Annotated in this window: 21 protein-coding genes; 15 read left to right on the top strand and 6 right to left on the bottom strand. The window is 67.7% G+C overall.

Features of this window, described 5'->3' with window-relative positions; genetic code table 11:
* Positions 1-105: 105 nt before the first annotated feature.
* From VPA02S_RS19040 to VPA02S_RS19050, 3 genes are all read right to left on the bottom strand, one after another.
* Positions 106-1,278 (bottom strand): cadherin-like domain-containing protein, encoded by a 1,173-nt coding sequence (locus tag VPA02S_RS19040; RefSeq protein WP_081247592.1) that lies wholly within the window; start codon positions 1,276-1,278, stop codon positions 106-108.
* An 89-nt stretch (positions 1,279-1,367) separates the two neighbouring features.
* Positions 1,368-3,188 (bottom strand): ATP-binding response regulator, encoded by a 1,821-nt coding sequence (locus VPA02S_RS19045; protein WP_062365205.1) that lies wholly within the window; start codon positions 3,186-3,188, stop codon positions 1,368-1,370.
* 69 nt (positions 3,189-3,257) lie between these two features.
* Positions 3,258-3,971, bottom strand: a complete 714-nt coding sequence (locus VPA02S_RS19050; protein WP_062365206.1) for a response regulator transcription factor — start codon at positions 3,969-3,971, stop codon at positions 3,258-3,260.
* Between the two features lie 239 nt (positions 3,972-4,210).
* Here VPA02S_RS19050 and VPA02S_RS19055 point away from each other — a divergent pair, with 239 nt between their 5' ends.
* Together VPA02S_RS19055 and VPA02S_RS19060 are read left to right on the top strand one after the other, a co-directional pair.
* Positions 4,211-5,083 carry a sterol desaturase family protein gene (locus tag VPA02S_RS19055; protein WP_062365207.1) on the top strand — a complete coding sequence of 291 codons (873 nt, stop codon included), beginning with the start codon at positions 4,211-4,213 and terminating at the stop codon, positions 5,081-5,083.
* 13 nt (positions 5,084-5,096) lie between these two features.
* Entirely contained in the window at positions 5,097-6,743 is a 1,647-nt protein-coding gene (locus VPA02S_RS19060) for a serine hydrolase (RefSeq protein ID WP_244883629.1), read from the top strand.
* 48 nt (positions 6,744-6,791) lie between these two features.
* Here VPA02S_RS19060 and VPA02S_RS19065 read toward each other — a convergent pair whose 3' ends face one another.
* Positions 6,792-7,208: a GFA family protein gene (locus VPA02S_RS19065; protein WP_062365209.1), complete on the bottom strand. Its 417-nt coding sequence runs from the start codon at positions 7,206-7,208 to the stop codon at positions 6,792-6,794.
* A 10-nt stretch (positions 7,209-7,218) separates the two neighbouring features.
* The gene (locus VPA02S_RS19070) at positions 7,219-7,545 is read right to left on the bottom strand and encodes a putative quinol monooxygenase (protein WP_062365210.1); all 327 of its coding nucleotides are present in this window, start codon (positions 7,543-7,545) and stop codon (positions 7,219-7,221) included.
* A 103-nt stretch (positions 7,546-7,648) separates the two neighbouring features.
* On the opposite strand from VPA02S_RS19070, the gene gcvA reads away from it, so the two are divergent.
* From gcvA to VPA02S_RS19135, 13 genes are all read left to right on the top strand, one after another.
* Positions 7,649-8,548, top strand: a complete 900-nt coding sequence (gene gcvA / locus VPA02S_RS19075) for a transcriptional regulator GcvA (RefSeq protein WP_062365211.1) — start codon at positions 7,649-7,651, stop codon at positions 8,546-8,548.
* Between the two features lie 64 nt (positions 8,549-8,612).
* Complete coding sequence (locus tag VPA02S_RS19080) at positions 8,613-9,563, top strand: LysR family transcriptional regulator (RefSeq protein WP_062365212.1); 951 nt, start codon at positions 8,613-8,615, stop codon at positions 9,561-9,563.
* A 157-nt stretch (positions 9,564-9,720) separates the two neighbouring features.
* A complete protein-coding gene (locus tag VPA02S_RS19085) occupies positions 9,721-10,230 on the top strand; it encodes a cupin domain-containing protein (RefSeq protein ID WP_062365213.1) in 510 nt (169 codons plus the stop codon).
* Between the two features lie 20 nt (positions 10,231-10,250).
* Entirely contained in the window at positions 10,251-11,258 is a 1,008-nt protein-coding gene (locus VPA02S_RS19090; protein WP_062365214.1) for a hypothetical protein, read from the top strand.
* Between the two features lie 157 nt (positions 11,259-11,415).
* Positions 11,416-12,879: an aldehyde dehydrogenase family protein gene (locus VPA02S_RS19095; RefSeq protein WP_062365414.1), complete on the top strand. Its 1,464-nt coding sequence runs from the start codon at positions 11,416-11,418 to the stop codon at positions 12,877-12,879.
* Positions 12,880-12,911: 32 nt separating this feature from the next.
* A complete protein-coding gene (locus VPA02S_RS19100) occupies positions 12,912-13,889 on the top strand; it encodes a tripartite tricarboxylate transporter substrate binding protein (protein WP_244883631.1) in 978 nt (325 codons plus the stop codon).
* Between the two features lie 20 nt (positions 13,890-13,909).
* Complete coding sequence (locus VPA02S_RS19105) at positions 13,910-14,977, top strand: maleylacetate reductase (protein WP_062365215.1); 1,068 nt, start codon at positions 13,910-13,912, stop codon at positions 14,975-14,977.
* A gap of 49 nt (positions 14,978-15,026) precedes the next feature.
* The gene (locus tag VPA02S_RS19110) at positions 15,027-16,280 is read left to right on the top strand and encodes an ABC transporter substrate-binding protein (RefSeq protein WP_062365216.1); all 1,254 of its coding nucleotides are present in this window, start codon (positions 15,027-15,029) and stop codon (positions 16,278-16,280) included.
* Between the two features lie 8 nt (positions 16,281-16,288).
* Entirely contained in the window at positions 16,289-17,008 is a 720-nt protein-coding gene (locus VPA02S_RS19115; RefSeq protein WP_062365217.1) for an ABC transporter ATP-binding protein, read from the top strand.
* Positions 17,009-17,135: 127 nt separating this feature from the next.
* Entirely contained in the window at positions 17,136-17,852 is a 717-nt protein-coding gene (locus VPA02S_RS19120; RefSeq protein WP_062365218.1) for an ABC transporter ATP-binding protein, read from the top strand.
* Complete coding sequence (locus tag VPA02S_RS19125) at positions 17,845-18,717, top strand: branched-chain amino acid ABC transporter permease (protein WP_062365219.1); 873 nt, start codon at positions 17,845-17,847, stop codon at positions 18,715-18,717. The genes VPA02S_RS19120 and VPA02S_RS19125 overlap by 8 nt, the downstream gene beginning before the upstream one ends.
* A 14-nt stretch (positions 18,718-18,731) precedes the next feature.
* Positions 18,732-19,781 carry a branched-chain amino acid ABC transporter permease gene (locus VPA02S_RS19130; protein WP_244883634.1) on the top strand — a complete coding sequence of 350 codons (1,050 nt, stop codon included), beginning with the start codon at positions 18,732-18,734 and terminating at the stop codon, positions 19,779-19,781.
* Positions 19,765-20,628 (top strand): intradiol ring-cleavage dioxygenase, encoded by an 864-nt coding sequence (locus tag VPA02S_RS19135; RefSeq protein WP_062365221.1) that lies wholly within the window; start codon positions 19,765-19,767, stop codon positions 20,626-20,628. Before VPA02S_RS19130 ends, VPA02S_RS19135 begins: the two co-directional genes overlap by 17 nt.
* 48 nt (positions 20,629-20,676) lie before the next feature.
* Here VPA02S_RS19135 and VPA02S_RS19140 read toward each other — a convergent pair whose 3' ends face one another.
* Positions 20,677-22,197, bottom strand: coding sequence for a Fic family protein (locus tag VPA02S_RS19140; protein ID WP_062365222.1), 1,521 nt, complete (start codon positions 22,195-22,197; stop codon positions 20,677-20,679).
* Positions 22,198-22,224: the final 27 nt, after the last annotated feature.

Below are 22,224 nucleotides of genomic sequence, written 5' to 3' on the forward strand. Positions count from 1 at the left end.
GAATGCGGCCCTGCGCAAATTTAGTGGGAAGGCACGATTGCCCACAGTGTCTAAAGTCACTTCTTGCGCCGCTGCGGGTTGTCCGGCTCGCAGCAGCCGCAGGACTCACTTGATGTCGAAGACGCTGATCTTGGTGGTCTGTACCACTTGATGGATCGTGGGTGCATTCGGGTACTGGCCCACAGCCTCGGTGCGCAGCGCAAACCCCCGATACGGGCCCTCCGCGGCAACCCAGTAGACCAGGTCGAAGGTCTGTGTCATGGGCGTAGGAGTGGTGATAGTGGTCACTCCATGCGAGGTGAACTTGCAGGCCGCGAAGGTTCCCACAGCACTCTGGAGGGTCTCGCGGCCCACGTAGGTGTAGGACTTCGTCGTCGTGTTTTCTTCGACGTGGTCGGCGTATTCGTTCTTGGCGGTGTAGGTGAACTCGTAGGTTTGTCCGGGCTCCATGGCGATCGGCTGCCGACTCGGCGGGCTCATCGTCTGGCGGACGTTGCTCCCGGTCATGCCGTAGCTCACCAGGAAGCCGTCCACGAAGGCGTTGTAGCCCATGTTGGTTCCTGCGTAGCTGCCGTCGTCCCCATAGAAATCCGACTTCGTCTCCATGGTCGCCGCGCCATTGAACTCCTTGGGTCCCGTGACGGTGCTCACGACGCGCCGGGGCGGCGTAGCGCCATCTCCGCTGACGGTGAATTCGAAATCCATGGTTGTTCCGGTGTGGAGGAACCCTTCGTTGAAGCAGGCTGCCGAACTGGTGGCCGACGCCACCGTGACGGTGACCGTGATCGTCGCGGCCGCGGATGTGAGCCCGGTGGCATCGGACACGGTGTAGCTGACCACCGTCGGGCTGCCGGTGAAGCCGCTCGCGGGAGTGAACACCACCGCCCCCTCGCTGCCCACCTGCCAGCTGCCCTCGTTGGGCACCTGCAGGCTGCGCCCGTCGCCGGACAAGGTGGCGTCGGCCGGTGGCTGCACGAAGCGCACCGAGTTGCGGTCGAGGTTGCCGTCGGCATCCTGGTCGTTGTCGAGCACGTTGAGGGTGACGCTGGCACCGGCTTGGCCGCTGGCGCTGTCATTGGCTGCTACCGGGGCGGTGCCGGTCGAGTTGCCTGTGCCGCCAGTGGGAGTGCCTGCGCCAGCGCCAGCACCGGGCGTGCCCGTGCCGGCAGGGAGCCCGCCTGCAAAGCCGCCGCCATTCGAGCCGCCCCCGCCGCATGCCGCCACTACCGCCGCGACAGCCACGGCCACAGCGCCCATTGCCCATGGATTCTTCTTCATTCGTTTCTCTCCCTGTTGAGTGTCAAAGGGCCGCGATCCGGCCGCTTGTCAATTTAGGAGAAGCGAGGAAGACGCCATAGTGCCTAAAGTCACTTGTCGCGCCGATGCGCGCGCCGGTGGCCTGCAGGTGCGAGCTCGGCCATGGCTTGCAGGAGCGTTGCGGCGCTCACGGGCTTGAACAGCACCGGCACGCCCGACGCGCGTACGCGCTGCAGCCGCTCGGGCGCCGTCTCGCCGGTGATCAGAAGCAGCGGTGCATGGAGCTGAAAGCGTTCGCGCAGGCGCTGCCCGACATCGAGTCCGTCCACGCCGTCGGCCAACCGGTAGTCGCACAGCAGCAGTGCGAAGGGCCTGGCTTGCGCATCGGGATGCGCCAATGCTTCGACCGCGGCGGCCTCGTTGGCCACGGCCACCACATCGAGCGAATAGCCTTGCAGCAGTGCCGTCATGGCTTCGCGGATCTCGGACTCGTCGTCGATCAGCAGGACCGGTCCGCGCAGATCGGGCATCGTGAAGCGATGCCGCACGGGCGATTCGAGGTCCTGCAGCAGAAGGTCCGCAGGCGAATCCAGCGATGCCTTGGCCGCCGGGACCACCAGGCGAAAGCAGGTGCCGCGGCCCGGGCGCGAGCGCACCTGCACCGGATGCGCGAGCAGACGCGACAAGCGCTGCACGATCGACAGCCCGATGCCCAGGCCGCGCGAGCGGTCGCGTCCTGGATTGCCGATCTGGTAGAACTCCTCGAAGATGCGTTCCAGCTGCGCGGGCGCAATGCCGATGCCGGTGTCGCGCACTTCGATCCGCACAAGATCGCCGCGCGCGAGTGCCGTCACGGTCACGCCGCCGTGCAGCGTGTACTTCAATGCGTTGTCGACCAGGTTGGAGAGCATGCGGTACAGGAGCTGCGGGTCGCTCTGTACCCACAGCCCGCTGGCGCGAATGCGCAGCTGCAGGTTCTTCTGGTCGGCCTGTGCCGAGAAGGTGTGGTTGAGCGGGCGGAACAGCGCGTCGAGTTCCAGGGCGCATGGATCGGGAACCACCACCCCCGCGTCGAGGCGCGAGATGTCGAGCATGGTGTTGAGCGAGGCACCCAGCGTGTCGACCGCGCGCATCAGGCGCTCGGCATTCTTCACTTCGGGCCGGCCCTCCAGCGCGTTCTCCAGCGCGGCGCCGAACAATGCGATGGCATGCATCGGCTGGCGCAGGTCGTGGCTGGCGGTAGCCAGGAAGCGGGTCTTCTCGGCGCTGGCGCGCTCGGTGGCGGCGATCTGCTCGCTCAGGCGAGCGGCCAGGGCCTCGTTCTCGAAGCGCAGGAGCAGCGATTCGGTCAGCCGCCGGTTCTCCTGCAAGCCGGCGCGGAAGGTGAGCACCAGGTTGACGGTTCCGAAGGCGGCAAGGAACCAGTTCAGCGCGTTGCCGTGCCAGACCAGCGCGGCAATGAGGCCGGTCATCATGGGAATGCCGTATCCGAACATGGCCGGCTTCAGCGGCCATCGCGCCTGCACCGCGCGTGTCCAGCTGCCGATGATGACCACCGTGAACACGGTGGTCATGACCAGGTCCGTCGTCGACACAAGGAACAAGGGCGCCGGCGCCGTGGCGACGCTGACCATCGTGACCAGGCGCGCGTACTTGCGCGCCCAGTAGGGGCTGTCGGCCATCGGCGTGGCGGGGGTCCAGCGCGGTGCGAGCAAGGCGTACAGGTCCACGGCCGCAAGGACGAGCAGCCAGCACAGCAGCAAAGGATGGTCGAGGCGCGAGTAGCTGAAGATGGCCAGCGCGATGGCAAAGCCGAAATGGGCCAGGATCGCCGTGCTGTGGCCGGCGTAGACCGACGCCACGTGCTCGCGCAATATGCGCAGGCCCAGCGCGGCGTCGACGGCCAGATGCTTCGACACGAGGTCGCTCATCGAATTGCCTCCCTGCAGGGTGGTCCCCGCGTATGTGTATGTATGTATTTCGCTCCGTACGGGCGGAGCTCAGCGAAAGCTGCTGATCAGCTGCGCACGGGAGCGCACGCCGAACAGCAGGAGGATGGTCGACACGTAGTTCTTGACAGTGCCTTCGCCAAGGCTCGCGGCCTCCGCAATCTCCTTGTTGGTCTTTCCTTCCAATATCCACTGGAGCACCTGCGCCTGCCGCGGGGCGAGCGCCTGCCAGGCTTGGTCACGAGACGACTTGATGGGGCGAACCGAGGGGCTCGCCGGACGGGGCGAGCCGTCGATGGCGTTGCTTCCGAGCAGCCCGCAGGCGCGGATGAAGCTCACCACCTCCTTGAGGTTGGCCGACTTCGGGAGGAAGGCGCTGGCGCCCAGCCCCAGCGCCCCCTGCGCGATCGTGCTCTGGGCAAGCGAGGTGGTGCCGGAACCGGAGAGCGCCACGATGCGGGCGGCCGGATAGCGGGCGCGAAATTCCATCAGGCCACTGAGACCCTGGGTGTCGGGCAAGGCCAGGTCCAGCAGCACCAGGTCCACGGCATCGCGGACTCTTTCGTACAGGGCCAGGGCATCGGCGAGATTGCCGGCCTCGAAGACCTCGAGGGTTTCGCCCGAGGGCGAGGACTGTGCTTCGAGCAGCGCACGCACACCCAGGCGCACCAGGTCGTGATCGTCCACCACCAGGATGGCCCGCGGCCGCCGACCATCGGCAGGAGCGCCGTGTCTGGGCGGGCGGTTCGTTTCGTCGGTACTCACGCCACCGAATCTAGCGATTCCGGGCGCCGGGGTAAGTGAAGAAAGTCACGTTGTTCGTTCGTGCACCTGTTCAATGCTGCAAAACCGCCGGGCTTCGGCACCCCCGAGGCATTGCGTGTTGATTCGTTGACGCTGCTTGACCGCATTTACTTGTTTCCGGGTATTTCCGTACCGCAGGGCGCTGACTAAGCTCGCCCCTGATCCATGTGCGCTGCACCCGGCGCGATCGGACGGTAGAAATGAACGACCTTCCCAACATCATGTTCGCCGCCTTCCCGGCCTTTGCGCTGCTGATGGTGGTCGAGCTTGTGTACTCCCTCAAGGTGCGCGGCGAGCTCTACGACACCCGCGACACCGCCGCCAACGTGCTGCTGGCGATGGGCAACCTGGCCATCGCGCTGGCCAGCGCGGGCCTGATGCTGGTGTTCCTGAGCTGGCTCTATGCGCACCGCTTCTTCACGATGCCGCCCGCGGCGTGGTGGGCCTGGGTGCTGTGCTTTCTGGCGGACGACTTCAGCTACTACTGGTTCCACCGCTTCAGCCACGAGGTGCGCTGGTTCTGGGCTTCGCATTCGGTGCATCACTCTTCCGAGAAATACAACTTCTCGGTGGCCCTGCGCCAGACCTGGACCGGCACGATCAGCGGCTCTTTCTTGTTCTGGGCCTGGATGCCGCTCCTGGGCTTTCATCCCAAGATGATCCTGTTCATGCAGTCGGCGAGCCTGATCTACCAGTTCTGGATCCACACGCAAGCGATCCAGAAGATGCCCGCCGGCTTCGAGGCCGTGTTCAACACGCCATCGCACCACCGCGTGCATCACGGCAGCGACTTCGACTACCTCGACAAGAACTACGCCGGCACCTTGATGATCTGGGACCGCCTGTTCGGCTCGTTTGCGCTGGAAACCTTCACGCCGCGGTTCGGCCTGACGAAGAACATCGAAACCTTCAACCCGCTGCGGATCGCCTTCCATGAATGGGCCGGCATTGCCAGGGACCTGCGCAAGGCCCGCAGCCTGTCCGAGGTGGCCGGCTATCTCCTGCAGCCGCCGGGCTGGAGTCCCGACGGCAGTTCCCAGACCACGCGCCAGGCGCGAAGGGCGATGGAGTGACAGGGGAACTTCGATGACTGCAAGAAATGCGGCCCGCAAGGGATGGATGACCGCGGCGCTGGGGGCCGCCCTGGCGTTGGGCGGTTGCGCCGGCGGCAGCGATGGCCCGGCGGTGTTCGTGCCGGTGGCCGCCAGCACCGTGCCGGTCGCGGCTGCGTCGCCCTCGGAAACCTATGCGGTGGCCATACCGCCGGCGCAGATCGATGCCGCCGTGGCCAGGCTCGACCAGCTGGCGGCCGACATCATGCGCCGCTCCAGTATTCCGGGCATGGCCGTGGCCGTGGTGAAGGACGGCAGGACGGTGTATGCCAAGGGCTTCGGCGTGCGAACGGTGGGCGCGCCCGAGCCGGTCGATGCGGACACCGTGTTCCAGCTCGCATCGCTGTCGAAGTCCGTTGGCGCGACTGTGGTGGCGGGGCTCGTGGGCAGGCAGGTGCTGTCCTGGGACACGCCCGTCGCCGCGCACTTGCCCGGCTTCAGGCTGTCGGACGAGTGGATCACGCAGCAAGTGACGGTGGGCGATTTCTTCGCGCATCGCTCGGGGCTCTCGGCGCACGTCGGCGACCAGCTCGAAGACCTGGGCTACGGACGCCAGGACATGCTGGACCGCCTGCGCTACGTGCCGCTCGATGGCTTCAGAACGCGATACGCCTACACCAACTTCGGCCTCACGGCCGGGGCCGAAGCGGCAGCCAGGGCGGCCGGGCTCGACTGGGCGACGCTGTCCGAGCGCACGCTCTACCAGCCGCTGGGCATGGCGTCGACGAGCTCCCGCTTCGCCGATTTCATGCAGCGCGGCAACCGCGCCTCGCCCCATGTGAAGACCGAGGCCGGCTACCAGGCACAGTACCAGCGCGACCCCGATGCGCAGTCGCCGGCCGGTGGCGTGAGCGCGAGCGCCAATGACATGGCGCGCTGGATGTCGATGGTCCTGCAGAAGGGAAGCTTCCAGGGGCGCCCGGTGGTCGAGGCCGAGGCCCTGCTGCGCGCGACCAGCGCGCAGATCGTCTCGTCGCCGCCGCGCAATCCGAACGAGCGCGCGGGCTTCTACGGCTATGGCTTCAATGTCGGGACCTCGCCTTCGGGGCGGGTCAAGCTCTCGCATTCGGGCGCCTTCCTGCTGGGGGCGGGCACGGCCTTCTCGATGATTCCGTCGGCGGGTGTCGGCATCGTCACGCTCACCAACGCGGCGCCGGTGGGCGCTGCCGAGGCCATGAATGCCGCCTTCGACGACCTGGTCGAGTTCGGTGCGCTCACGCGGGATTGGTACGAGGCCTATGCACCGCTGATGCAGGGCCTGTACGCGCCCGAGGGCACGCTGGCCGGCCAGCCGCCGCCGGCGCAGCCTGTGGCGCCGCTGGGCAGCAACGCCTACACCGGCATCTACGCCAACAGCTACTACGGCAATGCCGTGGTGGAAACCGCCGGCAGCGGCCTGGTCCTGAAGATGGGGCCGGCCGGCGCCAGGCGCTTTGCGCTGCGCCACTGGAGCGGCAACACCTTCGTCATCGACCTGTCGGGCGAGAGTGCCACGCCGGGGTCCATCTCGCGGATCGATTTCAGGCCCGGCGTCTCGGGCCTGTCGGACAGCGTGCAGATGGAGTTCTACGCCGAGGACACGACGCGCGGCGTGTTCACGCGGACGGCTCTGCAGCCATGACCCGGTGCGGCACCGGCGGCTCGAACGCGCGGATCGGCGCATCGCGCCCTACCAGCCGATCACCTCATCGCAGCCCCCAAAGGCCGCCGGCATGTCCTTGAAGTGGGGCAGCCCGTCCTTCACTGGCGCCACGGCCCGCTGGCAGTGGATGTGAAAGGCCGGCTTGAAGAGTTCGGCCGGCAGGAGGAAGCCGCTCACACCCCGCACACCCATCCCCGGCGGTTCGCCGAACAACAGCGTGCCGCAATGGGCGCAGCGGGTGCGCGGCGTGGTCCTGTAGGTCGAGGTGGCTGTGTCGCCGCCCGACACGGTCACGCCGCCCGCCGGGAACAGCGCCAACGGCGCGTACGCGCCACCGGTCACGGCGCGGCAGTCCTCGCAGTGGCAATAGAACTGCGCCACTGGCGCCTCGCTCAGGTGGAGCCGCACCTTGCCGCAGCGGCAGTCGACGGTCGTGGGTTGCATGGCTGTCTCCTCAGGTTGCCAGGGTTTCGTGCCAGAAGCCGAAATCGGCCTGGCCGTCCAGGAAGGTCTGCGCCGTCTGCATGAAGGTTTGCATGTGCGGCTGCTGCATGTGCGGGCCGGTAAAGGCCGCTTCGCTGGCCCACTGTTCCACGATCAGCCAGCGGTTCGGGGCCCTGGCGTCCTCGTGCACGCGGATGCCGAGGCAGGCCGGCTCGAGCGCCATCACCTGCCGGATCACTGCCCGCAGCTCCCGCCGGGCCAGGTCCAGCTTGTCGGGCTGGATGGTGCAGGTGATCACGACAGTGACGGGTTGGGTGCCGGTTTGGCTGCTGTGCATGTGCATTCCTTGATATCTGCTCACGAATGGAGGACATTCTGTGCCGCGCCAACCAATGGCGGCAAACGATGTTTTGTCAATTACTTGTGAGCCCAACTCAACCATGCCGGACGCACCCCCGAAGCTCCCGCCGCTGACCGCCTTGCCCTGCTTCAACGCTGCGGCCCGGCACCTGAGCTTCACCAAGGCGGCCGAAGAGCTGCATCTCACGCCGGGCGCCATCAGCCGCGCCGTGAAGCACCTCGAGCAGCAACTCGACGTGCAGCTCTTCGAGCGCGGCACGCGCTCCGTGCGCCTCACCGAAGTGGGCGAGCCCTACGCCAAGGCCGTGCGCGATGTGCTGGACCAGCTCGCTGCGGCAACCGCCGCCGCCACGGCCCGCCTGTCCGGCAGCACGCTCAACGTCAGCACCTCGGACGGTTTCGCCGGCCGCTGGCTGGTGCCTCGCCTGTACCGCTTTCGCCAGGCTCACGGCAACATCGACGTGCGCGTTTCCACCACCGGCCGCCTCGCCAGCTTTCACGGTGACGGCATCGACGTCGCCATCCGCTACGGCGCCGGCAACTATCCCGGCCTCACGGCCGAGTGGCTGGCCGACGAAGAGGTCTTCCCCGTGTGCAGCCCCCGGCTGCTGAAAGGCCCGCACGCCCTGCGCAAGCCCGCCGACCTGCGCCACCACACCCTCATCCGCGACGGCTATCCCATCGCTTGGGCGGACTGGCTCGAGCGCGCCGGCGTCAAAGGCGTCAATGCCCGAAGCGGCCTCGCCTTCGACTCCTACACCTTCGCCGTGCAAGCGGCGGTGCAAGGCGAAGGCGTGGTCCTGGGGCGCACCATGCTTGTCGCCGACGACCTGGCCGCCGGCCGCCTGGTGCGGCCGTTCAAGCAGGCGCTGAAGGCCTTTTCAAGCTTCTATCTTGTCTATCCGCCGGAGGCCATGCGGCAGCGGAAGGTGAAGGCGTTCAAGGAGTGGCTGTTGGAGGAGATGCGCAACAGCGTCTAGCGGTGCTGGCCTCGCAGATCCGCCCGAAGGCGCCCCGCCGCAGAAGCGCTACATTGCATGCGCCATGGACCGCCTCGAAAACATTGAGACCTTCGTACGGGTCGCGCAGACCCAGAGCTTCGCCGAGGCCGCGCGCCAGCTGCGGGTCTCCAAGTCGGTCGTGACCAGCCGCGTGAAGCAGCTGGAAGACCATGTCGGCGCGCCGCTGTTCCACCGCAGCACGCGCGTGGTGCGGCTCAGCGATGTCGGGCAGGCTTTCCTGCGCGACTGCGTCGAGCTGGTCGGCCGGGCCAACGACATCATGGACCAGATGCGCGATGCCAAGGACGGCCCCACCGGCACCTTGCGCGTGCATGCGCTCACCGGTTTCGTGCTCGGGCATTTCGCGACGCTGCTGCGGGCCTTCCAGTCGAGCTTTCCGGACATCCACCTCGAACTGATCGTGAGCGATGCGGTGGTCGATCCGGTGAAGGCGGGGGTGGACTGCGCGCTGCAGATCTTTCCGGCAGCCTCGACCGAGCTGGTGTCGCGCTCGCTGTTCCCGGTGCGCCGGGTGTTCTGCGCCACGCCCGAGTACCTGCGCGCGCACGGCAGGCCCGCGAGCCCGCGCGAGCTGCACAAGCACACGCTCGGCCTGTACTCGGGCTATCCGACGCGCGACCGCTGGACCTTCCACCACGGCGGCGAGCAGGTGACGATGTACATGAGCGCCGCACTGCTCACCAACAGCGTCCACCTGCTGCGCGAATACGCCATGGAGCATGCCGGCATCGTCTGCCTGCCGACGCTGGTGGCGGGCGAGGCGATCCTGCGCGGCGAGCTGGAGGTGGTGCTGCCGGCGCACCAGCTCTCGTCGTTCTCGCTGAGCGCGGTGTATGCGGGCACCTCGCGCAATGCGTTCAAGCTGCGGCTCTTCATCGAGCACCTGACCCATGCCTTCTCCAAGGTGCCGCCGTGGGACGCGGCCATGATCGAACGGGGCCTGCTGCCGCCCGGCCTGATCTGGGACGCCTGAGGCGGGCGCGGCCCGTTCCGGGGGTAAACCCTGCGCATTGAACGGATTCGCCGAACAATGCGGACCGCGTTTCGGGCCTACCGCCCGTGCCCCGCGTTTCCTACAGTGCATACATCGCAGCGCCAGGCTGCATCGTCCAGCACTTCAGGAGACATCCATGACCGTTGCCTACCAGACCCGCTTCGGGTCGCTCAAGCACTTCGAGAAGGGGCACGTCGAGCCGATCGACGACGACGTGCGCCACTACGCGTTCTCCAACTGCTTCGAGATCGCCAGCATCAGCCGGCCGTACGAGAAGGTCGTGTTCGGCCAGAACCAGATCTACGTGCTGGAAACGCTGCGCGCCGAAGGCACCTCGCCCTGGTACACCAGCGCGCACGACGAATTCGCGCTGGTGATGGATGGCGAGGTGGAAGTGCACCTCGTGCAGCTCGATGCCGGCCAGGCCGTGGCCGACAAGGACAAGAACGGCGCGGTGCTCGTGCAGGGCGAGCCCAGGGGCAGGAAGATGGGCTGGATGAAGCTCTCGCGCGGCCACCAGGGCCTGCTGCCGAAGAACGCGGCCTACCAGTTTCGCGTGGCCGGCGACCCGGGCGTGATCGTGCTGCAGACCTGCAAGGGCGACCTCTCAGTAGAGAAATGGGCCGACATCTGCCAGACGCAATGAACGCATCCAGGAGCCACACCATGAACGCACCCGCAGAACTCGCCAAGGTCATTGCGTCGCAGCCCGATGCCACGCTCGGCTACAAGGATTTTTCGCTCGGCAGCTTCGGCTTTCGCCGCGACGAGTATTTCGTCCACATCACCTGGAAGACCCGCGACGGCCGTCCCATGAGCCACACCATGGACGCCGGCAGCTACCTGCGTGCGCTGATGCGCGACGTGGCCTGGGGCTTCTTCTACGGCTGGGTCAACTTCGACGACGTGTTCGGCACCGTCAACCACTACGACTCGGTCGATCTGTACGCCGGCAGCTTCAACGGCACGATGAAGGACGCGGGCATCGACCTGCTCGAGAACTTTCCCACCGCGCAGATTCGCGCCACCTTCGAGGCCATGCTCGACGACTGGACCAACGAGAGCTTCGACCCCTTCGCCGCGCCGCAGGAAACCGGCTCGCCCTATGGCCGCAAGAGCGGCAACAACACCGCCAAGATCACCCGGGCGCGCGAGCTGGCCAAGCGCTGCGTGGGCCTGAAGGGCGACCTCGACCTGCGCAGCGATGCGCGCGGCGCACCGGTCAACCGCGCCTTTGCCGACGTGCCGCAGGCCCAGCCCGAGCTGCACCCCGAGCCCGGCTTCGAGAACGAGGTGCACGCCTTCAACCTGTTCGGCTTCCTGAGCCGTTCGCAGGTCACCTGGAACCCGAGCTTCACCTCGGTGGTGAAGCACAGCTTCATGTGCCCGACGACCGAGGAGCACATCCTGCCGATCATCCACGGCAACGACCGCGTCGAGTGGTTCTTCCAGATGACCGACGAGATCCACTGGGACTGCGGCGACAAGAACACCGGCCGTCCCATGGCCCGCGTGATCATGAAGGCCGGCGACATGGCCGCCATGCCCGCCTACTGCCGCCACCAGGGCTTCAGCCCCAAGCGCTCGATGCTGCTGGTGTGGGAGAACGGCTCGCCGAGCCTGGTGTACGAGATCCAGAAGGGCGAGTCGCCCGAGATTCCGGTCGAGTTCTGAATGGCCCCCTCTCCCGCGAGCGGGAGAGGGCTGGGGTGAGGGTGGCGTCCGTGCCGCCGCCGCCCCCTCACCCCCACCCTCTCCCCAAGGGGCGAGGGAGAAATGCAAAGACATGAAGCCCAATGACATTGCCGCTGCGGCAGGCCTGCGTACGCCCATCCGCCACCAGCTCTTCATCGACGGCCGCTTCGTCGACGCCGAATCCGGCGAGACCCTGGCCACGCTCAACCCGCACGACAACACACCCATCGCCCATGTCGCGCTGGCCGGCAAGGCCGACGTCGACAAGGCCGTGGCCGCCGCCAGGCGTGCGTTCCCGAAGTGGAGCCGCATGGCCGCCGCCGACCGCGGCCGCATCCTGCTGAAGCTTGCGGACCTGATCGAGGCCCACGGCGAAGAACTCGCGCGGCTCGAGTCGCTCGACACCGGCCATCCGCTCCGCGACTCGCGCCGGCTCGACGTGCCGCGCACCGCCGCATGCTTTCGCTACTTCGGCGGCATGGCCGACAAGTTCCAGGGCGAGACCATTCCGGTGGAAGAGGGCTTTCTCAACTACACGCTGCGCGAGCCGGTCGGCATCGTCGGGCAGGTGGTGCCGTGGAACTTCCCGCTCATGTTCACGAGCTGGAAGATGGCGCCCGCGCTCGCGGCCGGCAACTGCATCGTGATGAAGCCGGCCGAGATCACGCCGCTCAGCTCGCTGCGCATCGCGGAGCTCATGGCCGAGGCGGGCGTTCCGCCCGGCGTGGTCAACATGCTGCCGGGCCTTGGCAGCGTGGCGGGCCAGTACATCGCCGAGCATCCGGAGATCGCCAAGATCGCCTTCACCGGCAGCACCGCCACCGGCCGGCGCATCGTGCAGGCCAGCGCGGGCAACCTCAAGAAGGTGCAGCTCGAGCTCGGCGGCAAGGGCCCCAACATCGTGTTCGAGGACGCGAACCTGCAGGCTGCCGTGAACGGCAGCGCCTGGGCCATCTTCCACAACCAGGGGCAGGCCTGCATCGCGGGCTCGCGGCTGATGCTGCACGAGAAGATCGCCGATGCGTTTCTCGAACAGTTCATCCCGCTTGCGCAATCGATCCGCCTGGGCAACCCGCTCGACGAGGCCACCGAGATGGGCCCGCTCACGAGTGCCCAGCACCGCGAACGCGTGCTGAGTTACGTCGAAGTCGCACAAGGCGAGGGCGGCGAGGTGCTGGCTGGCGGCACCTCGCCCGGCGGCGAACTTGCACAGGGCTGCTACGTCGCGCCGACCGTGGTGCGTGCGAAGTCCTACCAGGACCGCGTCGCACAGGAAGAAGTGTTCGGCCCCTTCGTCACAGTGCTCACCTTCAAGAGCGACGAGGAGGCGATGCAGATCGCCAACGGCACCGACTACGGCCTGGGCAGCGGCCTGTGGACCACCAACCTGCAGCGCGCCCACAAGGTGGCGCGCGACCTGCACGCCGGCATGGTCTGGATCAACAGCTACAAGCGCGTGAACCCCGGCTCGCCCTTCGGCGGCGTGGGCCAGAGCGGCTACGGCCGAGAGATGGGCTTCGACGCCATGCGCGAGTACACGCAGGTCAAGAGCGTGTGGGTCAACGTCGACGCGCAGATTCCGCCGCACTTCGTGCGCTGAGTTTTCTTCTTTCCAACCACCAGGCACACACGATGTCTTTTCCGATCCTTTCCCGGGCGCTGGCCGCCTGCATGCTGCTGCTGCTGGGCGCCGCGGCCCAGGCCCAGGCGCCGGCCTGGCCCGCCAAGCCCGTGCGGCTGGTCGTCGGCTTCCCGCCGGGCGGCATCGTCGACACCGTCGCACGCCAGCTGCAGCCGCGCCTGCAGGCCGCGCTCGGCCAGACCGTGATCGTCGACAACCGCAGTGGCGCCGGCGGCACGCTGGCGGCGGCCGAGGTGGCGCGCGCGGCGCCCGACGGCCACACGCTGCTGATGGTGTTCGACAGCTACGCCACCTATCCGCTGGTCTATCCGAAGCTGAGCTTCGACATCGCCAAGGACCTGCAGCCCGTGACCCAGGTCGCGAGCAATCCGCTGGTGCTGGTGGTCAACCCGAAGGTGCAGGCCAAGGACTTCCAGCGCTTCGTCGGTCTGCTCAAGGCGCAGCCCGGCGGCCTCAACTACGCGAGCGTCGGCCCGGGGTCGAGCAACCATCTCACGGCCGAATATTTCAAGGCCGTGAGCGGCACCTTCGTCACGCACATTCCCTACCGCGGCGGTGGCCCGGCCCAGCAGGACCTGCTGGGCGGACAGGTCGAGATGATGTTCCTCTCGGCCGTGCTGGCCCAGCCGCACGTCAACGCGGGCCGGCTGCGCGCCCTGGCGCAGACCGGCGCCCAGCGCGCGCCCGCCTATGCCGAGGTGCCGACCGTGGCCGAGAGCGGCTATCCGGGCTTCGAGGTGAACTCCTGGGTCGGCCTGCTCGCCCCGGCCGGCACGCCGCGCGCCGTGGTCGACCGGCTGCAGGCCGAAGTGCGCAAGGCCGTGACCGAGCCGGCCTTCCAGCAGCGGCTGCGCGAGCAGGGCCTGACGGGCATCGCCAACACGCCCGAGCAGTTCGCCGCCGTGCTGCGCACAGAGCAGGACAAGTGGACCCGCCTGGTGCGCGAGCGCCGCCTGAGCCTCGAATAGGCAGGCCGGAGGAACGCGCCATGCACGACTTCATCCACACCACCCATCCGCAGCGCGTGGTGTTCGGCGCCGGTTCGCTGCGCCACCTGGCGCGCGAGATCGATGCGCTGGGTGCGAAGCGGGCGCTGGTGCTCTGCACGCCCGAGCAGCGGCCGCAGGCCGAGCGCGTGGCGGCCTCGCTCGGGGCGCAGGCGGCCGGCCTGTTCGACCGCGCCGTGATGCACGTGCCCGTCGAGACCGCGCGCGAGGCGCGCGAGCTGGCGCGCCGGCTCGGCGCCGACTGCGCCGTGGCGCTCGGCGGCGGCTCCACCACGGGGCTGGGCAAGGCCATCGCGCTGGAAGCGGGGCTGCCGATCGTCGCCGTTCCCACCACCTACGCAGGCAGCGAGATGACGCCGATCTACGGCCTCACCGAGAACGGCCTGAAGAAGACCGGCAAGGACCCGCGCGTGCTGCCGCGCACCGTGATCTACGACCCCGAGCTGTCGCGCACGCTGCCCGTGGGCCTGAGCGTGACCAGCGGCATCAACGCCATCGCGCATGCGGCCGAAGGCCTCTATGCACAGGACAGCAATCCGGTGATGGACCTGATGGCGGAGGAGGGCATCGCCGCGCTCGCACGCGCGCTGCCGGCCATCCGTGCGCAGCCCGGCGACCTGGCGGCGCGCTCCGATGCGCTCTACGGCGCGTGGCTGTGCGGCAGCGTGCTCGGCGCGGTGGGCATGGCCTTGCACCACAAGCTCTGCCACACGCTGGGCGGCAGCTTCAACCTGCCGCATGCCGAAGTGCACACGGTGGTGCTGCCGCACGCGCTCGCGTTCAACGCGCCGGCCGCGCCGCGCGCCATGGCACGCATCGCGCGCGCGCTCGGTGGGGTGTCGGCGCCGGCGGCGGTCTACGCATTGGCGCGGGGCAACGGCGCGCCCGTGGCACTCAAGGACATCGGCATGCGCGCCGCCGACCTCGACCGCGCGGCCGACATCGCCGTCGCCAATCCGTACTGGAATCCGCGGCCCTTCGGCCCGGCCGAGCGCGGCGAGATCCGCGCACTGCTGCAGCGCGCCTTCGACGGCGAGCCGCCGGCATAGGCGCAGCACGCGAACAGAGAAACCCACACGAACAACGAAGGAGACAGCCATGACATTCAACCGCAGACAGTTCACGCAGGCCGCCGCCGCGCTTGCCGCCACGGGCGCCGCGCCGCGGGTGTTCGCCGCCGACACGCTCAAGATCGGCTATGTGTCGCCTCAGACCGGGCCGCTCGCGCCCTTCGGCGAGGCCGACAAGTGGGTGATCGAGCAGATGAAGGCCGCCTTCAAGGACGGCCTCAGCGTAGGCGGCAAGAAGTACGCCGTGCAGATCGTGCTGAAGGACAGCCAGTCGAACCCCAACCGCGCGGGCGAGGTCGCCAACGACCTGATCCTCAAGGACAAGGTCGCGCTCGTGCTCACGGCAGGCACGCCCGAGACCGCCAACCCGGTGAGCGACGCCTGCGAACTCAACGAGGTGCCGTGCATCTCCAGCGTGGTGCCGTGGCAGCCCTGGTTCTTCGGCCGCAAGGGCGACCCGGCGAAGGGCTTCAACTGGACCTACCACCTGTTCTGGGGGCTGGAGGACGTCATCGCCAACTTCAGCAACGGCTGGAAGACCGTGGCCACCAACAGGAAGGTCGGCGGCCTGTTCCCCAACGACGGCGACGGCAATGCCTGGGGCGACAAGGAGCTGGGCTTTCCGAAGCCGCTCGCGCAGATGGGCTTCACGCTGACCGACCCCGGCCGCTTCCAGAACGGCACGCAGGACTTCAGCGCGCAGATCGCGGCCTTCAAGCGCGACAACGTCGAGATCGTCACCGGCGTGGTGATCCCGCCCGATGCCAAGACCTTTCTCACGCAGGCGCGGCAGCAGGGCTTCAAGCCGAAGGTCGTCACGCTGGGCAAGGCGCTGCTGTTCCCGGGCGCGATCGAGGCGCTGGGCGACCTGGGCGACGGCCTGTCGACCGAGGTGTGGTGGAGCCCCTCGCATCCGTTCACGTCCAGCCTCACGCAGCAAAGCGCGAAAGCGCTGGCCGAGGCCTACGAGGCCGGTGCGAAGAAGCAGTGGACCCAGCCCATCGGCTTCGCGCATGCGCTGTTCGAGGTGGCGGCGAACGCGCTGTCGCGTGCCAAGTCGCTGAAGGCCGGCGACGTGCGCGATGCGGTCGCATCGACTTCCATCGATTCCGTGGTCGGCCCGGTGAAGTGGGGCGGACCGGGCCCGTTCAAGAACGTCAGCAAGACGCCGCTGGTGCTCGGCCAGTGGGGCAAGGGCAAGAAGTACAAGGTCGAGCTCAGCATCGTGAACAACGAAGCGGCCAAGGGCATTCCGGCCGGCGGCACGCTGCGGCTGCTCTGAAGAACGCCATGGCACTGCTGGCATTGCATGCGGTGAGCAAGTCGTACGGCGCGCTCCGGGTCACCGACGACATCTCGCTCGAAGTGGCCGAGGGCGAGACGCTCGGCATCCTCGGGCCCAACGGGGCGGGGAAGACCACGCTGTTCAACCTGATCTCGGGCGACGCGCGCGTCGATGCGGGGCGCGTGGAGTACGCGGGGCGCGACGTGACGCGGCTCAAGCCGCACCAGCGCTGCCATGCGGGCATCGGGCGCAGCTACCAGGTGCCGCAGCCCTTCGGGAACATGAGCGTGTTCGAGAACCTGGTGACCGCGGCCTGCTTCGGCGGGCAGCAGACCGAGCGCGAGGCGTGGCGCACGGCGCACGAAGTGCTCGCGCAGACGGGGCTGATGCCGCATGCGAACAAGCCGGCCGGCGGGCTCACGCTGCTCGACCGCAAGCGGCTCGAACTCGCGCGCGCGCTTGCGACGAAGCCGCGCCTGCTGCTGCTCGACGAGATCGCGGGCGGCCTGACCGAGCCCGAGGCCGCGGTGCTGGTGGCGGAACTGAGGCGCATCAAGGCGCGCGGCGTGACCATGATCTGGATCGAGCATGTGGTGCATGCGCTGCTGTCGCTCGCGGACCGGCTGTTCGTCATCAACTTCGGGCAGAAGCTGGCGGAGGGGGCACCGCTCGCGGTGATGAACGATTCCGAGGTGCGTCGGGTTTACATGGGGATGGAAGCATGAGCGCGTTTTCTTGTATTGCTCCTTCCCCTTCCGGGGGAAGGCCGGGATGGGGGCACGACGGCGCCACCACTCCAAGGCCGCTTGCCCCCACCCCAGCCCTCCCCCGAAAGGGGAGGGAGCAAAGATCATGAACGCCCTGCTCGAAACCCACGGCCTCCAGGCCTTCTACCGCGACGCCCAGGCTCTCTTCGGCATCGACTTCACGCTGGCCGCCGGCGAGCTCGTCGCCATCATCGGTGCCAACGGCGCCGGCAAATCCACCTTCCTCAAGAGCCTCGCGGGCCTCGTCCGCGTCCCGCGAGAAACCATCCGCTTCAAGGGCGAACCCATCGGCGGGCTTCCCCCCGGCGGGATCGTCCGGCGTGGCCTCGCCATGGTGCCCGAGGGCCGCCGCCTCTTCCCGAGCCTGAGCGTCGAGGAGAACCTGCGCATGGGCGCCACCGCGGCCCGCAAGGGTCCGTGGAACCTGCAGCGCCTGTACGCCCTGTTCCCCATCCTCGCCGAGAAGCGCCACGCGCCCGGCACTTCGCTGTCCGGCGGACAGCAGCAGATGGTGGCGCTCGGCCGCGCGCTCATGAGCAATCCCGAAGTGCTGCTGTGCGACGAACTCTCGCTCGGCCTCGCGCCCATCGTCATCCGCGAGATCTATGCGGCCATGCCCACCATCACGGGCGAGGGCATGACCGTCGTCATCGTCGAGCAGGACGTGACGATGGCGCGGCAGGTCTCGCAGCGCATCTACTGCTTCCAGGAAGGCCGCGTGTCGCTCGAAGGAAAGTCGGGCGAACTCACGCGCGAGCAGATCTCGCAGGCCTATTTCGGCATCGAGGCCGCCCATGCTTGAGACCGTCATCCAGGGCGTGCTGCTCGGCGGCCTCTACACGCTGTTCGCGCTCGGCCAGTCGCTGATGTTCGGCGTCATGCGGCTCACCAACACGGCGCAGGGCGACTTCATCATCCTCGGCGCCTTCGCGGTCATCGCGGGCGTGTCGGTGGCGGGCGATGCCACGCCGGGGCTCGTTGCCATGGTCGCGCTCGGGGTGCTGCCGGTGGCCTTCGTGTTCGGCTACGCGCTGCAGCGCTACGTGCTCAACGGCACGCTCGGCAAGGACCCGCTGCCCTCGCTCGTCGTCACCTTCGGCTTGTCGATCGTCATCCAGAACCTGCTGCTCGAACTGTTCTCGGCCGACCCGCGCGCCATCGAGACCGGCGGGCTCAGCACGCAGGGCGTGGCGCTGGGCGACACGCTCTCGCTCGGCGTGCTGCCGCTCGTCGTGCTGGCCGTCGCGCTGGTTGCAACCGCCGCGCTGCAATGGCTCTTCGCGCGCACGGCGCTGGGCCGCTCGTTCCGTGCCGTGTCCGACGACCGCGAGATCGCCGAACTCATGGGCCTGGACGCGAAGAAGGTCTACGCCTTTGCGACCGCCATCGCCTTCGTGCTGATCGCCATTGCCGGCGCGCTGCAGGGCATGCGCACCACGGTGTCGCCGTCGGACGGCCCGCTGCTGCTGCTGTTCGCCTTCGAGGCCGTGATCATCGGCGGCATGGGCTCGTTCTGGGGCACGCTGGCCGGCGCGATGATCCTGGGCATCACGCAGCAGATCGGCTTCCGGCTCGATCCGGGCTGGGGCATCTGGGCCGGACACATCGTGTTCCTGGTCGTGCTGGTGCTGCGGCCGCAGGGCCTTTTTCCGAAGACACGTGGATGAAGCCGATGACGAACATGCCCCCACCCCTCATCGCCGTCGAGCGCGCCACCGCCGCGAGCCGCGTCGCGCTCGCCGCCGGCACCGCGCTCGTGCTGATCGCCGCCAGCCTGCCTTTGTGGGGCGAGCCGAGCTGGATGCGCGAGTTCGTCGAGATCGCCTGCTACTTCATCTTCGCGATGATGTGGAACCTGCTCGCCGGCTACGGCGGCATGGTGAGCATCGGGCAGCAGGCCTTCTTCGGCTTCGGCGGCTACGTCATGCTGATGCTCGGCAACTTCGCGGACGTCAACCCCTTCGTGGCGGTGCCGCTGGGCGCGCTCGCGGCAGGGCTCATCGCCGTGCCCGTGTCCTTCGTCGCGTTCCGATTGTCGGGCGGCTACTTCGCCATCGGCACCTGGGTGATCGCCGAGGTGTTCCGCCTGAGCTTCGCCAACGTGTCGGCGGTGGGCGGCGGCTCGGGCACCACGCTCACGGCGCTGCGCGGCATCGAACGCACCACGCGCGAAAGAACCACCTACTGGATGGCGCTGGCCTGCGTGGTCGCGGCCGTTGCGCTGGTCTACCTGTTCCTGCGCAGCAAGCGCGGGCTCGCGCTGCTGGCCATCCGCGACAACGAGGTGGCCGCGGAGTCGCAGGGCGTTCCGGTGGCGCGCATGAAGCTCGCGGTGTATGTGGTGGCGGCCTTCGGTGCGGGACTCGCGGGCGCGCTCTACTTCGTCGGCAACCTGCGCATCAGCCCCGACGCGGCCTTCAGCGTCAACTGGACGGCGTTCGCGATCTTCATGGTGGTGATCGGCGGCATCGGCCGCATCGAGGGGCCGCTGGTGGGCGCGCTGGTCTTCTGGGCCTTGAACAAGTTCCTCAGCGACTACGGCACCTGGTACCTGCTCGGGCTCGGGCTGCTGGCCATCGGTGTCACGCTCTTCTTCAAGCAGGGGCTGTGGGGCTGGGCGCAGCAGCGCTGGGCCTGGTCCCTGTTCCCGACGCAGCGGCGGCTCCTGCCGCCCGCGCCTTCTTTTTCTTCTTCCGACCTGGAGCGGGGCTTCCATGCGAAACATCGATGAACACACCATCACCGCCGCCGTGCTCGAACGCATGGCCGGCTGCGAGGACGCGCGCCTGAAGGAAGTGATGTCGGCGCTCGTGCGCCACCTGCACGACTTCGCGCGCGAAGTGAAGCTGACCGAGGCCGAATGGAGCGCCGGCATCGAGTTCCTGACCGCCACGGGCCAGAAGTGCGACGCGCAGCGGCAGGAGTTCATCCTGCTGTCGGACACGCTGGGCCTGTCGATGCTGACCGTGGCGATGAACCACGCGAAGAGCCCTCAGGCCACCGAGGCCACCGTGTTCGGCCCCTTCCACGTGGCGGGCGCGCCGCAGCTGCCGCTGGGCAGCGACATCTCCGGTGGCGCGGTGGGCGAGCCGCTGTTCGTGCAGGCCACCGTGCGCGGACGCGGCGGCGAGCCGGTCGCCGACGCGGTGGTCGATGTCTGGGAGGCCGACGCCGAAGGCTTCTACGACGTGCAGCGGCCCGGCGCGCAGCCGCAGGGGCGGGCGGTCCTGCGCACCAACGCCGAGGGCCGGCTGTGGTTTCGCGGCGTGGCGCCGGTGGCCTACCCGATTCCCACCGATGGACCGGTCGGCGCGATGCTGCGCGCAACGCGGCGGCATCCATGGCGCCCCGCGCATGTGCACTTCATGATCCAGGCGCCGGGCTACGAGACGCTGATCACGCACGTCTTCCGCGAGGGCGATCCCTACCTCGACAGCGATGCGGTGTTCGGCGTGCGCAGTTCGCTGATCGGCGACTTCGCGCAGCACGCCGCAGGGCGCGCGCCCGACGGGAGCGTGCAGGAAGCGCCGTTCCACACGCTGGAGTTCGCGTTCGTGCTCGAGCCTGCGGGGGTGTGACGACCCGAGGCGCATCCTTCAGCGCGGTCGCGGGCGACTGCACTCAGCTTACTGATCAGTCGGTGCCTCATCTTCGTCGCGCGGACCAGGCTCATCGACCGAAAGCACGGCCCGCACCTTCTCTTCGATGGCCAGGTAGGCTGCTTCAGATACCTCCTCCGCGTAGCGCCTGCGCTTGTTCTTCGAGATCGTTCCGCCGTTGGTCAGCGCGATCGATACCAGCGTCGCGAGCGTTGAACCGCGTAGATCGAAGCGCTCATCGATCTCTCTGCGCACTGCATCGAAGTGCAGGATGAAGTTGCTCTCGTTGCGCAGTTCAACCTCCAGGGCCTCTTTCGCCATGCGCAGCCCAAATTCGACGCATGCGGTGGCATCCCAGTATCGAAAGATCTTGTCGTCGGCCCCGAAGCTGAATGCGTAGTCGCCCTCGCCGATCGCGCGCACGCGCACAAGGTCCCGGGCAGGCCGCGAGAAATCGCGGAGCACCTGCAGGTACTGCGCCTCGTGGTGCTTCATCGCGATCGACACCGGCAGCAGCATGCCTTCGCCCAATTGGCCCGACTGGCAAAGGACCTTGTGAAACAGGAATCGCGAGAGTCGGCCATTGCCGTCCATGAACGGGTGGATAAAGACGAAGCCGAAGGAGGCGATGCTCGCGGCCATCACCGGATCCAATCGGCCGGAAATGCGGTTGACGAAGGTTGTCCAGCCCTCCATCAGCGCAGGCACGTCCTCAGGCGCCGGCGGCACGTAGGTCACGCCGAGGGCGCCCTGATTGCCGTCGCTCAGCCAGTTCTGTTCGGTCCGATACTGAACGGCCTGGTTGTACGGGTTCGACACGATCGAGTTCTGCAAGTCCACCAGGTACTGCTCGTCGACCTGGCGTGGCTCGTGGGCCTGTTTGAGCAGCCGCACGAAGGTGCGCCGCTTGTCTTCCGAGGGCGCTTCTCGTTCGATCGCGTAGCTGTCCTGCGTCTCGTGCAAATAGGCCCAGTTCAAAGTGCGGTCCAGCAATTCCCGATCCAATCCTTGGACGAACTCGCGCGCGGCCTCCAGCACCTTGGAGCTGACCAAGTCCATGATCACCTGGGTGCGCTCGACAGTGGCGCAGTAGTCCCAAGTTCCCAGACCGTTGAAGTTCACGCGCCAGCGCGAATCTCGCTGTGCGGGTCCCACGAAGTACTTGCTCGAGTCGAAAAGGTCGATGTAGCCCCCGGCCACCGGTGGATCCTGCATGACCGGACGGCCCGTGAAATGCTCCCAAACACAGCAGAGCATCCGCACGTATTGCCCGTTGGGCGTCTGCCTCACCGCCTCACCAAGTTGTTCGGCGGACAAATGCTTTGCTGCCGCAGCGAGCAACGGCAAATTGACGCCTTCGTGCTTGAGCGCGAAGAGCAGGTGTCCGAGAAGATCGTCTTCGCGGGCCGGCGCGCTGGCCGCAGGCACGGACAAGCCGTTTGCCGTGGGGAGGATCCGCGTGACAGGACGGATCATGGCCGGACGGCGTATCTCGAAGACTGGCAGGTCCAGTCTGCGTCGAACAAGTTCATAGCCGACCAGCGCCATGGATTTCTTTAATCGTTACAGGATTTG

It is taken from the genome of Variovorax paradoxus NBRC 15149 (genome assembly GCF_001591365.1).
Taxonomy (GTDB): Bacteria; Pseudomonadota; Gammaproteobacteria; order Burkholderiales; family Burkholderiaceae_C; genus Variovorax; species Variovorax paradoxus.